The sequence below is a fragment of the Sciscionella marina DSM 45152 genome, from assembly GCF_000379465.1.
GTDB lineage: Bacteria > Actinomycetota > Actinomycetes > Mycobacteriales > Pseudonocardiaceae > Sciscionella > Sciscionella marina.
In genome coordinates, this window is the sequence record NZ_KB905380.1 from 915,332 (window position 1) to 929,526 (window position 14,195).

The 14,195-nt window shown below is 69.3% G+C and carries 12 protein-coding genes and 1 pseudogene; 7 read left to right on the forward strand and 6 right to left on the reverse strand.

Features of this window, described 5'->3' with window-relative positions; all coding sequences use genetic code 11:
- Window positions 1-86 precede the first annotated feature (86 nt).
- Genes A37U_RS0104465 through A37U_RS0104480 form a run of 4 tightly spaced genes read left to right on the forward strand, consistent with a single transcriptional unit; the run spans window position 87 to window position 4,527 of the window.
- Entirely contained in the window at window positions 87-1,247 is a 1,161-nt protein-coding gene (locus A37U_RS0104465; RefSeq protein WP_020495414.1) for an acyl-CoA dehydrogenase family protein, read from the forward strand.
- A 4-nt stretch (window positions 1,248-1,251) separates the two neighbouring features.
- Entirely contained in the window at window positions 1,252-2,223 is a 972-nt protein-coding gene (locus A37U_RS0104470; RefSeq protein WP_020495415.1) for an acyl-CoA dehydrogenase family protein, read from the forward strand.
- Window positions 2,220-3,773 (forward strand): AMP-binding protein, encoded by a 1,554-nt coding sequence (locus A37U_RS0104475; protein WP_020495416.1) that lies wholly within the window; start codon window positions 2,220-2,222, stop codon window positions 3,771-3,773. Before A37U_RS0104470 ends, A37U_RS0104475 begins: the two co-directional genes overlap by 4 nt.
- A gap of 10 nt (window positions 3,774-3,783) precedes the next feature.
- The gene (locus A37U_RS0104480; protein ID WP_020495417.1) at window positions 3,784-4,527 is read left to right on the forward strand and encodes an ATP-binding cassette domain-containing protein; all 744 of its coding nucleotides are present in this window, start codon (window positions 3,784-3,786) and stop codon (window positions 4,525-4,527) included.
- A 143-nt stretch (window positions 4,528-4,670) separates the two neighbouring features.
- On the opposite strand, the gene A37U_RS0104485 is transcribed toward A37U_RS0104480, so the two are convergent.
- The 3 genes from A37U_RS0104485 to A37U_RS0104495 form a co-directional block, all read right to left on the reverse strand.
- A complete protein-coding gene (locus tag A37U_RS0104485) occupies window positions 4,671-5,531 on the reverse strand; it encodes an alpha/beta hydrolase (protein WP_020495418.1) in 861 nt (286 codons plus the stop codon).
- Window positions 5,532-5,538: 7 nt separating this feature from the next.
- On the reverse strand, window positions 5,539-6,642 hold the full coding sequence (locus A37U_RS0104490) for an NAD(P)H-dependent flavin oxidoreductase (protein WP_020495419.1): 1,104 nt from the start codon (window positions 6,640-6,642) through the stop codon (window positions 5,539-5,541).
- An 85-nt stretch (window positions 6,643-6,727) separates the two neighbouring features.
- Window positions 6,728-8,347, reverse strand: coding sequence for an acyl-CoA synthetase (locus tag A37U_RS0104495; RefSeq protein ID WP_020495420.1), 1,620 nt, complete (start codon window positions 8,345-8,347; stop codon window positions 6,728-6,730).
- 83 nt (window positions 8,348-8,430) lie between these two features.
- Here A37U_RS0104495 and A37U_RS0104500 point away from each other — a divergent pair, with 83 nt between their 5' ends.
- Window positions 8,431-9,219, forward strand: coding sequence for a crotonase/enoyl-CoA hydratase family protein (locus A37U_RS0104500; protein WP_020495421.1), 789 nt, complete (start codon window positions 8,431-8,433; stop codon window positions 9,217-9,219).
- Window positions 9,220-9,261: 42 nt separating this feature from the next.
- Here the strand turns inward: A37U_RS0104500 and A37U_RS54765 are convergent.
- Window positions 9,262-10,098 (reverse strand): annotated as a pseudogene (locus A37U_RS54765) (helix-turn-helix transcriptional regulator); the annotation flags it as partial.
- Here A37U_RS54765 and A37U_RS0104515 point away from each other — a divergent pair.
- Window positions 10,058-10,780 (forward strand): SDR family oxidoreductase, encoded by a 723-nt coding sequence (locus A37U_RS0104515; protein ID WP_026196868.1) that lies wholly within the window; start codon window positions 10,058-10,060, stop codon window positions 10,778-10,780. The pseudogene A37U_RS54765 and the gene A37U_RS0104515 overlap by 41 nt on opposite strands.
- A gap of 27 nt (window positions 10,781-10,807) precedes the next feature.
- Window positions 10,808-11,563, forward strand: coding sequence for an SDR family NAD(P)-dependent oxidoreductase (locus A37U_RS0104520; RefSeq protein WP_020495425.1), 756 nt, complete (start codon window positions 10,808-10,810; stop codon window positions 11,561-11,563).
- On the opposite strand, the gene A37U_RS0104525 is transcribed toward A37U_RS0104520, so the two are convergent.
- Together A37U_RS0104525 and A37U_RS0104530 are read right to left on the reverse strand one after the other, a co-directional pair.
- The gene (locus tag A37U_RS0104525; RefSeq protein WP_020495426.1) at window positions 11,564-13,111 is read right to left on the reverse strand and encodes an acyl-CoA synthetase; all 1,548 of its coding nucleotides are present in this window, start codon (window positions 13,109-13,111) and stop codon (window positions 11,564-11,566) included. It lies immediately after the preceding gene.
- Between the two features lie 21 nt (window positions 13,112-13,132).
- A complete protein-coding gene (locus tag A37U_RS0104530) occupies window positions 13,133-14,155 on the reverse strand; it encodes an LLM class F420-dependent oxidoreductase (RefSeq protein WP_020495427.1) in 1,023 nt (340 codons plus the stop codon).
- Between the last annotated feature and the right edge of the window lie 40 nt (window positions 14,156-14,195).

Here is a 14,195-nt window from a genome sequence, read left to right on the forward strand (position 1 = left end):
AGTCGGCAGGCTGGACTCGGCGGCCCGGCTGCGCTTACAGTAACTGAAACATGTTCTAGCTTCATGCTCTATCTTCGGAGGTGCGAATGGAGCTGCGCTACGCGGATGAGCAGCTCGCGCTGCGCGCGGAACTCCGCGAATACTTCGCCGGGCTGATGACCGATGAACGGCGTGCCGGCCTGGAGACCGGTGACGACTACGGCGACGGGGTGGCCTACAAGGAGATCGTCCGCCAGCTCGGCAAGGACGGCTGGCTGACCATCGGCTGGCCGAAGGAGTACGGCGGGGCCGGGCGCGGCCCGCTGGACCAGTCCATTTTCGCGGACGAGGCCTCGGCGGCCCGGGTTCCGGTGCCCTTCCTGACCGTGAACACCGTCGGCCCGACGATCATGCGCTACGGCAGCGAGGAGCAGCGCTCCTACTACCTGCCCAAGATCTCGGCCGGTGAACTGCACTGCTCGGTCGGTTACTCCGAGCCGGGCGCGGGCACCGATCTCGCCTCGCTGCGCACCACCGCGGTGCTGGACGGGGACGAATGGGTGATCAACGGGCAGAAGATGTGGACGAGCCTGATCCGGTATGCCGACTATGTCTGGCTCGCCTGCCGTACCGAACCCGATGCCCCCGCGCACAAGGCGATCTCCATGCTGTTGGTGCCCACCACTGCGGAAGGATTCTCCTGGACCCCGGTGCACACGATGGCCGGGCCGACCACGAGCGCGACCTACTTCGAGAACGTGCGGGTGCCCAAGGACGCGCTGATCGGTGAACGTGGCCGCGGCTGGTCGCTGATCACCAACCAGCTCAACGAGGAACGGGTCGCCCTCTCCCCCTCGGCCCCGCTGTCCGAGGCGCTGCGCGCGGTGCTCGACTGGGCGCGCGAGACCGGCGCCATCGAACGCGAATGGGTGCGCGCCAACCTGGCCGAGGTGCACGCCAAGACCGAGGTATTGCGGCTGATGAACCTGCGGATCGCCGCGGAGACCGAACAGGTCAAGCCGGCGAACGCCTCGGCGACCAAGATCTACGGCACCGAACTGTCCACCGAGGGCTACCGGCTGCTGATGGAGGTCCTCGGCGCCCGTTCGGTGGTGCGCACCGGATCGGCGGACGCGCTGCTGCGCGGCCGGGTGGAGCGGATGCATCGTGCCTCGCTGATCCTGACCTTCGGCGGCGGCACGAACGAGATCCAGCGCGACATCATCGGCGGCCACGGTCTCGGCCTGCCACTCAACAAGCGGAGGTAGCCCAGTGGTCGATTTCGCCTACACCGAGACGATGACCGAGATCGCGGGACTGGCGCGCGCGATCCTGGACGACAACGTGAACCCGGCCCGCCTCGCCGAGGTGGACGGATTCAAGCACCGCTTCGACGACGCGCTCTGGCGCAAGCTCATCGGGTCCGGGGTGGTCGCCGCGCTGCTCCCCGAGGAATTGGGCGGGGACGGGCTCGGTGCGCTCGAACTCGCCGCGGTGCAGATCGAGCTCGGCCGCGCGCTCGCCCCGGTTCCGTTGCTGGAGACGGTGGTGGCCGCGACCGCCTTCGGCACCGCGTTCGAGGCCGGGATCTCCACCGTGGCAACGGAAACCGAGCTGTCCACGGAAGGCTCCGCGCTGACCGGATCGGCGAGCCTGGTGCCCTATGCCGCGGCCGCCGAGCAGGTGCTGCTGCTCGGCACGGACACCGCGTGGCGTGTGCCCGTCGCGGACACCGAACTGACCGTGCAGGAGCTCGTGGACGGGCGCAGCGCGGCGCGGCTGGAATTCAGCGGGCTGACCGGAACTCGGTTGGACTGCGCACCGGGACGGATACGGGACCGGCTCGCCCTCGGCCGCTGTGCGCATCAGCTCGGTGTGCTCGAGCGCGCGCTCGAACTCACTGCGGAGTACGCGCGTACCCGCGAGCAGTTCGGCCGCCCGATCGGCAGTTTCCAGGCGGTCAGCCACCGGCTCGCGGACTGCTACATCGATATCGAGGCACTGCGGCTGACCCTGTGGCAGGCGGTGACATCCGGTACCGCGGCCGATCTGGCCACCGTGCGCTATCACGCCGCTGAGGCCGGGCACCGGGTCGCGCACGCCGCGGTGCACGTGCACGGCGGGGCCGGACTGGACATGGACAACGCGCTGCACCGGTTCTTCCTCGCGGCCAAGCGTAACGAGTTCACGATCGGAGCGGCGCGGGAAACCCTCGTCGAGCTCGGCGGGCTGCTCGCTCGATGACCACGGTCACCGAGCTGCTCTCCGGTCTCGCCGAGGAACACGGCACCGGGATCCGTACCCGCGACGAGTTCCGGACCTGGGCCGAGCACCTGCTCGATGCCCGCCGCAGGGTGACCGCGCTGCAGGGGCTGTGCCGGCGGGACCGGCCACCGCACATCGGGGTGCTCGCCGCGAACGGCATCGAGTTCTCCGCGCTGCTCGCCGGTGCCGCGCTCGGCGGGATGGTGCTCGTCGGGCTCAATCCCACCCGGCGTGGCGAAGCGCTCGCCGCCGACATCCGGAAGACCGACTGCGCCGCGGTGCTCACCGACGCCGAACACGTGGCACTGCTCGAGGACAGCCCCGTTCCGGTGCTCGAACTGGACGGCGAATCCTGGTCCAGCCGGGTCCGCGCGGCCGAACCCGCCGAGATCCGGCCGGCCTCGCCCGAGGACCTGCTCATGCTGATCTTCACCTCCGGCACCAGCGGGGAACCGAAGGCGGTGTGCTGCACGCACGGCAAGATCGCCGATCCGGGGCTCATGCTCGCGCGGCGGTTCGGGCTCGGGCGCGGCGACACGCTCTACGGGGCGATGCCGATGTTCCACTCCAACGCCATCCTGGCCTGCTGGTCGGTGGCGCTGGCCGCGGGCGCGAATCTCGCCCTGCGCAAGCGATTCTCCGCTTCCGGATTCCTGCCCGACGTCCGGTTCTTCGGCGCGAGCTACGCCAACTACGTCGGGCGCCCGCTGTCCTATGTGCTCGCCACCCCGCGCGCCTCCGGTGACCCGGAGAACCCGCTGCGGATCGTGTACGGCAACGAGGGAAATCCGGCGCACGTCAGGGAATTCGCCGAACGGTTCGGCTGCACCGTGATCGACGCCTACGGTTCCACCGAGGGCGGGGTCGCGATCTCCCGCACCCCGGAAACGCCCGACTCCGCACTCGGCCCGCTCACCGAGAATCTCGACATCCGGCACCCCGAGACCGGAGAATCCTGCCCGGTGGCCGAATTCGACGCCGAAGGGCAGCTGGCGAATCCCCGCGAGGCGATCGGCGAACTGGTCAACACCGCGGGCGCGGGCATGTTCACCGGCTACTACAAGGACGACTCCGCCGAGGGGGAACGCCTCGTCGAAGGCTGCTACCACACCGGAGACCTCGTCTACCGGGACGCGCGGGGGTTCTGCTACTTCGTCGGGCGCACCGGGGACTGGCTGCGCGTGGACGGGGAAAACCTCGGCACCGCACCCATCGAGCGTGCCATCGGCGAATGGGAATGCGCCGCCGAGGTCGCCGTGTACGCCGTGCCCGACGAGACCGTCGGCGACCAGGTGATGGCCGCGATCGTGCCCCGCCCGCGCACCGGTCCCGATCCGCGCGAATTCAGCGAGTGGATCGCCGGACAACGCGATCTCGGCCCCAAGCAGCTGCCCCGGTTCGTGCGCATCTGCTCCGAGCTGCCCCGCACCGCGACCTTCAAGGTGCGCAAACGGGAACTGACCGAGCAGGGTATCGCGACAGGCGACCCGGTGTGGGTACGGGAGAACGGCAGTTACCACGCCCGGTAGGTTCGGCGGCGTGACCACCGCTGAGCTGCACGGGCTGACCGTGCACGTCGACACCGGCCGGTGGAGCGAGACGGTCCTGGACTCGGTGCGTCTCGAGGTTCCCGCGGGCCGGATCACCGCGCTGCTCGGGGAATCCGGGTGCGGCAAGTCCATGCTCGCCGCCGCGCTGACGGGCTCGCTTCCCGCGACCGCGCACAGCACCGGGGACGTGTACCTCGGCGGCGTGGCCGTGCGCGATCCGCGACAGTGGCGGCGGCTCCGGGAGGAAACCGTCGGCCTGGTGCCGCAGTTCGGGGTCACGGCGTTCGGGGCGCAGCGGACCGTCGGCGCGCAGCTGCGCGAACGTCAGCGGCCGGGGCGCGGGATGTGTGTCGAGGACGCCTGCGCGGCGGCGCTGTATCCGCTGGAACTGCTCGAGCTGTATCCGCAGCAGCATTCCGGTGGTCAGATCCAGCGTGCCGCGCTGGCGGCTGCCCTGCTGCCCGGGCCCGAACTGCTCATCGTGGACGAGCCCAGCGCATCGCTCGATATGGGCACCGCCTACCGGGTGTGGGCCAATCTTCGCGCCTACGCCGACTCCGGGCCCGCGGTGCTGACCATCACCCACGACGTCCTGCTGCTGACCGAAACCGGGGTCGCCGACCGGATCGCGGTCATGCGCGAGGGCCGCATCATCACGATCGGGACGCCCGCGGAGATACACGCCCTCGAAGATCCTTATGTGCGAGGCTTCTTTCAGCAGATCGGCGAGTGATGGCGCACCCGGCGCCGAGACTTCGCAGCCCACAACCCGCCGCCCCGCAGCAGGATCAATTTGTGCAGGGAGCACCGCCTGATCCACCACACCGGATGACAAGCCCACATCCACAACGGGCCACCCGAATTCACCCCACCCGGCTACCGATCCGGACTCCGGGCCACCGCGTCGAGGAACTCCAGCTGATCGGTGAGCAGATCGGTACGGTTCAGGACCGCGAAATGGTCGTCCGGATAACCACGCACCCGTGCACCGGGAATGCGCGCGGCGAGCCTGCGCACGGCTACGGCCGGGGCGATCGTGTCCCGTTCGGCCGCGGCGAGAAACGCGGGCACGGTGATCCGGTGCGCGCGCACCGGGAACAGGAGCGGCCAGCTGCGCACGGTGAACCGGGCGGCGAGCTCGTTGCGCCAGACGGCTTCCCCGGTCAGGGCCCGGAACCCGGCGAGGGCACCGGGAGAACGGACGACCGCGACCCCGTGCTCGGCAACCGCGGGCACGGTGACCGGCGAACGGTAGGCGTCCCGCATCCCGGCGACGGCGAGCCGCAGCAGATTGGCCGGCGGCTGGCCCCGGGTGGTGGCCAGCATCGAGGCCATCGGCGCGGTGGCCAGCACGGCGGCGAGATCACCGCGCCGCGCCGCGAGTTCCAGCACGTGCCGCCCACTGTAGGAGTAACCCCAGGCCACGAGCCGCCGCACACCGGGAAGCGCGGCCGCATGGGCGAGCACACGGGCGTAATCGGCGCGCTGACGGCGCGGATCGACCAACTGTCGCGGGGTCCCCTCGCTCGCGCCGAGACAGCCGAAATCGAACAGCAGGACGGTATGCCCGGCCGCGGCGAAGGCCTCCGCGAACCGGGGAAGGCCATGCTCGCGGCACAGGGCGAGCCCGTTCGCCATGACCACACAGTGCCCCGACCCGCGCCCGCACGGCCGATAACACCACGCGGCGAGCGCACCCGAAGGCGTGCCGATCCGGTGATCCTCGCGATCGGACATCGCCGCGTCAGTCGAACCGCTTGCCGAGGTTCCCGATCGTGCTGCGCGCCTGCTCCACGAGCTCGTCCATCAGCTCGGCCACCGGGCGGATCTCGTTCATCCGCCCTACGATCTGGCCGACCGGCATCGCGACCGCGCTCGGGTCCTCGGCGGCCGACATCCGCTGGTGTGCCTCGCTGACGAGCAGATTCTGCAGCGGCATGGGCAGCGGTTCCGGGGCACCCGAAGCCTGCCAGGCATCGGTCCACCTGGTGCGCAGCAACCGCGCGGGCTTGCCGGTGTAGATCCGGGAACGCACGGTGTCCGAGGAACTGGCCGCGAGCAAGGCACGCTGCACGGCCGACTGCCCTCCGCCGCTGAGCTGATTCTCGGCGGTGGTCAGCCAGTAGGAACCCATCCACGCCCCGTCCGCGCCCAAGGCGAGCGCGGCAGCAAGCTGACGCCCCGAACCGATTCCGCCCGCGGCGAGCACCGGAACCTCGCTGCCCACGGCGTCCACCACCTCGGGGACGAGCACCATGGTGGCGATCTCCCCGGTGTGCCCACCGGCCTCATGTCCTTGCGCCACAATGACATCCACGCCACGCTCGACATGGCGGCGGGCGTGCTCGGCCTTCCCGGCGAGCGCGGCTACCGGAACCCCGGCCTCGTGCACCCGCGCGATCACATCGTCCGGCGGCGAACCCAGCGCATTGGCCACGAGCTTCACCGGATGCCCGAGCGCCACATCCACGTGCGAGCGTGCCACCGAGTGCAGCCAGCCCAGCACCCCGGAATTGCGGTCCCCTTCCGGAAGGGCGGGCACCCCGAGATCACGCAGGGTCCGGTCCACGAATTCCTTGTGCTCGGCGGGAATCATCGCCTCGAGGTCCACTTCCCCGCCCTCGGTGGGGATCTTGGCGGGCATCACGATGTCCACACCGTAGGGCTTGCCCTCGGTGTTCTCGTCCATCCAGTCGAGTACCCGGTCGAGTTCCTCGGCATCGTTGAACCGCACGCAGCCGAGCATGCCCAGACCACCGGCGCGGGAGACCGCGGCGGCGACATGTTCGGAGGGGGTGAACGCGAAGATCGGGTGCTCGATACCGAACCGCTCACACAGAGAACTCATGCTTCGCCTCCTCGCCCGGTCCACTCCTCGCTCGCCGGCGCTCGCTGCGATGCTCCCGCGCTCGTCGTCTTCGGGGAACTCATACTCAGACCTTCCCTGCGGTGACGGCCACGCTGTCGTCGGGTTCGCGGCCCGCGGCGAATTCCTTCGCCCACGCGTAATCGGGTTTCCCGCTCGGAGTGCGCCGGATCGAATCGGCGAACCACACACTGCGCGGTACCTTGTATCCGGCGATGCGCTCCCGCAGGAACTCGTTGAGCTCGGTCAGCCCCGGACGGTCACCCTGCCGGGCGGCGATCACCGCGGCCACCCGCTGGCCGAGCCGCTCGTCGACGATCCCGATCACCAGCGTGTCGAACACCGCCGGGTGCGCCTTGAGCGCGGACTCCACTTCCTCCGGGTACACCTTCTCCCCCGCCGTGTTCACACAGGTGCTTCCGCGCCCGAGCAGGGTGATCGTGCCGTCCTCCTCGAGGCAGGCGAAGTCACCGGGCACCGTGTACCGCTCGCCACCGATGGTCACGAACACCTCGGCGGACTTCTTCTCGTCCTTGTAGTAGCCGATCGGGACGTAGTTGCGCCGCGCGAGCCGCCCGGTTTCGCCCTTGGCCACCGGGTTCCCGTCGTCGTCGATCACCACGGCATCCTCGTCCGCGATCACCCGCGGCCCCACGGTGGACACCCCGTCGCGCTGAGCGATCGAGAGCCCGGTGAACCCGGTCTCCGAGGAACCGATCGAATCGGTGAGCACGGCGTTCGGCAGCTTCTCCAGGAACTGGTTCTTCACCGAGGCGGAGAACAGCGCGGCACTCGAGGCGATCGCGACGACCGAGGAGATGTCGTACTCGCGCTCGTTCACCGCCTCGATCATCGGCCTTCCCATCGCGTCCCCGGAGATGAGCAGCACGTTCACCTTGTGCCGCTGCACCAGTTCCCACACCGCGTGCCCGGAGAAGTCCGGGAGCATGACCACCGCGCCGCCGGAGAACAGCGCGCGCAGGCTCGCCCATTGGGTCGCCCCGTGGATCAGCGGCGGGATCGGGAGGGTCACCAGCGGCGGATTCTCCGCGCCGGTCCGCGACTGCTCCCACTCATCGGGCAGCCGCCGCCCGGTGTACACCTCGACACCACCACCGAGCGCGCGCCAGATGTCCTCCTGGCGCCACACCACGCCCTTCGGCATTCCGGTGGTGCCACCGGTGTAGAGAATGTAGTGATCGTCCGGGCTGCGCGGGCCGAAATCCCGCTCCGGCGAACCCTGTTCGAGGGCCGCGTCGTAGGAGATCGCCTCGGTCGCAGCGTCCGAGCCGTCCTCGATCACGATCTGGTGGCGCAGCTTCGGCAGGCCCGGGACGACCGAGGCGACGGTCCCGGACAGCGCGCGGTCGTAGACCAGCGCACACAGGTCGGCATTGTCCGCGAGATAACGCAGTTCGTTCTCGACATACCGGTAATTGATGTTGATAGCGACCGCGCGCAATTTGTACGCGGCGATCATCGCCTCGATGAGTTCGATCGAATTTCTGCCGTAAACCCCGACGTGACTACCGGCCGTCACCCCATTCGCCTGCATGTGGTGCGCGAGCCGGTTGGTCCGTTGTTCCAGTTCCGCATAGGTGACCGAACGATCACCGCACAGGACGGCTGTGCGCTCACCGCACGCGTCCACCGCGTGCTCGACCAGATCCGCGATGGTGATTGCCATACCGAAGAAACTAGAACATGTTATCGTTTTGAGCAATAGCCCGGATGCCGGTGTTCCCGTTCAATCGGAAGGATCTGCCCCCAATGACCGAACCGCATTGTCTCGTCACCGAGGAGGACGGCGTCCTCGTCGTCACGCTGAATCGCCCGGAAGCACGCAATGCGCTCAGCCCGGAGATGACCCGGATCATGACCGAGGCGTGGCGGCGCGTGGATGAGGATCCGGCGATCCGCTGCTGCGTGCTCACCGGCACGGGTGGTTACTTCTGCGCGGGTGCCGACCTCAAGGCGATGACCGCGAGTCACCCCTCGGAATCCTTCTCCAGCGGCGGATTCGACCCGACCACGATCGAATCCCTGCTCAAGGGGCGCAGGCTGAGCAAACCGCTGATCGCCGCCGTCGAGGGGCCGGCCATCGCGGGCGGTACCGAGATCCTGCAGGCCACCGATATCCGCATCGCGGGCCGCAGCGCGAAGTTCGGCGTCTCCGAGGTGCGCTGGGGCCTGTTCCCGCTCGGCGGATCGGCGGTGCGGCTGCCGCGCCAGATCCCCTACACCGTCGCGGCCGACCTCCTGCTCACCGGGCGCCATGTTCAAGCCGAAGAGGCGCAGCGGATCGGCCTGATCGGGCAGGTGGTCGAGGACGGCGAGGCGCTGTCCACCGCGATGGAGGTGGCCAAGCGGATCGCAGAGAACGGCCCGGTCGCGGTGCAAGCGGTGCTGCGCACCATGCGAGAGACCGAAGGCCTCGCGGAGAACGACGCCTTCCCGATCGAGACCAAGCTCGGCCTCTCGGTGTTCGCCTCGGCGGACGCCAAGGAAGGCCCGCGCGCCTTCGCGGAGAAGCGCAAGCCGCAGTTCAAGGGGGAATAGGAGCAAGGGGAAATAACCGCTCACCGGGAGTGGCGAGGAGCGGACGTCGAAGGTCTGCATCCGCAGGGTCAGCTCGCCCACCTCCGGATGCACGAATGTCTTGACCTCGGCGTTCTTACCGCGGGCCGCGTTGCGCTCCCACAGCTCGACGAATCGCGGGCTGGTCGCGCGCACGTGCCGCACGAGCTCGGCCACCCGCGGATCGTCCGGTGCCGCACCGGCGGCCGCGCGGAACCCGGCCACGGTGTTCACCGCGGCGGCGCGCCAGTCGCGGTAGAACGCGGGTGCCGCGTCGTCCAGGAACACGTGAGCAGCAGGTTGTCCGAGTACCTGAACGGCAGCCACAGCGCGGCGCCGAGCCGGTTGCGGGGCCAGCACATCGTAGGTCCTGCCGAGCAGCAGCGTGGGACTGTCCGGCGCCGCGGTACGCAGTGCCGGGGTGAATCCGGCGATCCGGAACAGGTGCTGGTGCGCGTCCTCGTCCAGCCGCAGCGCATCGGCGATCGCGATCAGCACCTGCGTCGAGGGAGGCCGTTCGCGGCCCTGTTCGAGCCGGATGTCGTAGTCCATGCACAGCCCGGACAGCGTGGCGACCTCCGCACGGCGCAGCCTGGCCACCCGCCGCCTGCGCGTGTCCGGCAGCCCCACCTGCTCCGGGGTGACCTGGTCGCGGCGGGCCCGTAGGAACTCACCGAGCGCCCTCTCCTCCGTCCCCCGAGTCCAGGGGCGCGCACCGGCCCGGGGGTGTGGCACACCCAGGATGACCGCGGCCTGCCCGGGATTGCGAATTCTCGGCACCGTTGTCGGCGACACCGGCAACGCCTCCGAGGAGAGCCACATGCCCAGAACCGTCATCGTCACCGGCGCGAGCAGCGGCATCGGTGCCGCGACCGCGCGCCATCTCGCCACCGAGGGCTGGCAGGTCGTCGCCGCGGCCCGCCGGTCCGACCGGCTCGCCGGACTGGTCGCGGACATCCGTTCCCGCGGCGGTTCGGCCACCGCGGCGACCGTGGATGTCAGCGAACACCGCGCGGTCACCGAGCTCGTCGAGACCACGGTCGCCGAACACGGCCGGGTCGACGCCTTCGTGGCCAATGCCGGGGTGATGCCGCTTTCCCGGCTGGACGCGGGTCTCGTGGCCGAATGGGACCGGATGATCGACGTCAACATCCTTGGCCTGCTGCACGGCATCGACGCGGTACTGCCGCACTTCCACCGGCAAGGCTCCGGGCACCTGGTCACCGTGGCCTCGCTCGGCGCGCATCAGGTCAGCCCGACGGCCGCGGTGTACTGCGGCACCAAGTTCGCCGAGCGCGCGATCACCGAGGGGCTGCGCCTGGAAAGCGATCCGGGTATCCGGGTCACCACGATCTCACCGGGGGTCGTCACGTCCGAGCTCGCGGACTCGATCAGCGATCCGGGCGCGGCCGAGTTCATGCGGACCTACCGCGAGCACGCCATCGCACCGGAATCGGTCGCCGGGGCGATCGGCTACGCGCTGGCCCAGCCCGCCGAGGTCGACGTCAGCGAAATCGTCATCCGGCCGGCGCAGGGGCGCTGACCACCACTGCCGGAAAGGACAGCAAGCATGCCACCCACCGCTTTCGAATCCCTTGATCTCACCGGCAAAGTCGCGGTCGTCACCGGTGCGGCCCGCGGGATCGGGCACGCCTGCGCCCGTCTGCTCGCCGCCCGCGGCGCCAAGCTCGTCGTCACCGACCGCGCCGATTCCGTGCGGGAACAGGAAACCGCGGATGTCGCGGCACTGGTCGGCGATGTCGCCGCGGAGCACACCGCCCGGGACACGATGGCGCTCGCGGTCGAACGCTTCGGCGGACTGGACATCCTGGTCAACAACGCGGGACAGACCCTGAACAAACCCGTCACCGAGACCAGCCTCGCCGATTTCGACCGGATCATGCGGGTCAACGCGCAGGGCAACTTCGTCCAGGCCCGCGAGGCGTTCCGGGTCATGCGGGACACCGGCGGCGGTTCGATCGTGTCCGTCGCCTCGGTCTCGGCGCTGGTCGCATTCGAGACCCAGACCGCGTATGCCGCATCCAAGGGTGCGCTCGTGCAGCTGGCGCGGGTGCTCGCGATCGAGGGCGGGGCACACGGAATCCGCAGCAACGCCGTGCTTCCCGGGGTCATCGACACCGACATCATGGACGGTGTCGTCGAGAACGGCCGGGAGATGCTCGCGAGTTTCGGCCCCGCGCATCCCCTCGGCCGTATCGGTGAGCCCCGCGAGGTCGCGGAGGCGGTGGCCTTCCTCGCCGCCCCCGCCGCGGGTTTCGTCACCGGGGCACTGCTGGCCGTGGACGGCGGCTGGACCGCGCAGTGATCAGGCCTTGGCGGCGTCCTCCCAGTAGGGCTCGCTCAGCTTTCGCTTGTACAGCTTGCCGTTCGGGTCGCGCGGCAGCTCGGCGAGGAAGTCGATGCTGCGCGGGAGCTTGAATTTGGCCAGCCGCCCGGCGGCGTAGGCGAGCAGGTCCTCGGCGAGCCGTTCCCGGTCGCCGGATTCTCCGACCGGTTGCACGACCGCCTTGACTTCCTCGCCCCAGTCCGGGTTGGGAATACCGAACACGGCGACATCGGCGACCTCGGGATGCCCGATGAGCGCGTTCTCGATCTCGGCCGGATAGATGTTCACTCCGCCGGAGATGATCATGTTGTTCTTGCGGTCCAGCAGGAACAGATAGCCGTCCTCGTCGAGATAGCCGATGTCGCCCATGGTGAACATCTCGCCGATGCGCGCCTTCTCGGTCTTGTCCGGGGCGTTGTGGTACTTGAAGCTGGATCCGCCCATCTTCAGGTACACGGTCCCGGTCTCCCCCGCCTCGAGCCGGTTGCCGTCCTCGTCGAAGATCGCGACCTCCGAATACGGCCAGGCCGTGCCGACCGATCCGGGCTTGCGCAACCATTCCGGCGAGGTGATCAGGGTTCCGCCGCCCTCGGTCGCCGCGTAGTACTCGATGATCACCGGACCCCACCAGTCGAGCATCGCGCGCTTGGTCTCGTTCGGGCACGGCGCGGCGCCGTGGATCATGGCGCGCAGCGAGGACACATCGTAGCGGTCGCGCACCTCCTTGGGCAGCGCCAACAGCCGGTGGAACTGGGTGGGCACCATGTGGCTGTGCGTGACCCGGTGCGCCTCGATGAGCGCGAGCATCCGCTCCGGATCCCAGCGGTCCATCAGCACCACCGGATGCCCGAGCTGCAGCGAGATGCTCGCGAAGTTCAGCACCGCGGTGTGGTAAAGCGGCGAGCCGCACAGGTGCACGTGATCGTCGAAGGGCTGGATGCCGAACAGGGCGAAGAATCCGCTCGAGGCCACCGGAACCGCGTCCGGATCGGCCCCGGTGAGCGGGCGGCGCACCCCCTTGGGATTGCCCGTGGTGCCCGAGGTGTAGAGCATCGGGGAACCGGCGGTGCGCGGTTCCGGGCGGCGCGTGGTGCGCCCGCCACCGAGCGAGTCCAGCGGCGCGAAGCCCGGTATCTCCCCGACGGCGTACCGCGCGGTGATCCCGGCCCCGTCCGCGGCGGCCCGCGCGGTCTCGGCGAACCGCTCGTGCGCGATGAACGCCTTCGCCTCGCTGTCCCGGAGGATGTACTCCACCTCGGGACCGGCCAGATGCCAGTTCGCCATCACGATGTAGTAGCCGCTCTGCACCGCGGCGAAGTACAGGGCCAGTGCCCGCATATCGTTCGGCAGCATCACCACCACGACGTCGCCGACCTCGAAACCGAGCTCGGCGAGGCCCAGCGCGTAGGCGTTCGCGGTCTCGGTCAGTTCGCCGTAGCTGGTGGTGCGCCCGTCCGCCTCGATGACGGCCTCGGCGTCCGGAGTCGCCGAGGCGATGTTCCACAGTCCCGCATTCGCTGTCTCCACCCGCCCAAAGTAGAACGTGTTCTACGTACTGGCAAGAGTGCCGAGCAGTTCGACCTCCGCGACCGAGCGCGCACCGGCGAGCACCATGTCCACTCCCGCATCGGCCCAGCGGTCCAGTTCGGCGAGCACCTGCGCCCGGCTCCCCACGATGGAGACCTCGGCGATCAGCTCATCCGGGACCGCCTCCACCGCTGCCTCGCGTTCCCCGGAGAGAAAGCGTTTGCCGATCTCCTCGACCGCGGTGCCGTATCCCATCCTGGTGAACAACTCCGCGTGGAAATTCCGCTCCTTGGCACCCATTCCGCCGATGTAGAGCGCGAAGATCGGTTTGAGCCCGGCGTACACCTGCTCCGGCTTGTCGGTGATCGAAACCGGAGCGTTGGCCGCGATGGTGAACCCGGTGCGATTGCGGCCCGAGGCGCGGAACCCGTCGGCGAGCCAGTCGTTGTACATCCCGGCCATCCGCGGTGAGTAGTAGACCGGCATCCAGCCGTCGGCGATCTCCCCGGCGAGCGTGACATTGCGCGGCCCCTCGGCGCCGAGCCAGATCGGCAACTCGGCGCGCAGCGGATGGGTGATCGGCTTGAGCGGTTTGCCGAGCCGGGAATCCGGCAGCGGCAGCGGATAGTGCGGCCCCTCCGAGGTCACCGGCCCCTCACGGGCGAGCACCTTGCGGATGATCGAGAGGTATTCCCTGGTCCTGGCCAGTGGCCGGGCGAAGGACTGCCCGTACCAGCCCTCCACGACCTGCGGGCCGGAGACGCCGAGACCGAGCACGAACCGGCCACCGGAGAGGTGGTCCAGGGTCAGTGCGTGCATCGCGGTCGCCGCCGGGGTACGCGCGGACAGCTGTGCGATGGCGGTGCCCAGTTGCAGCCGGGAGGTGCGCGCGCCCCACCAGGCCAGTGGCCCGAAGGCGTCCGAACCCCAGGATTCGGCGGTGAACACCGCGTCGAACCCGTTCGCCTCCGCCGCGTCGACGAGCGCGCCGACGCCTTCGGGCGGAGCCGCCGACCAGTACCCGAGTTGCAATCCGAAGCGCATGCGCCCTCCTTCTCCTTGCCGCAATTACTAGAACATGTTT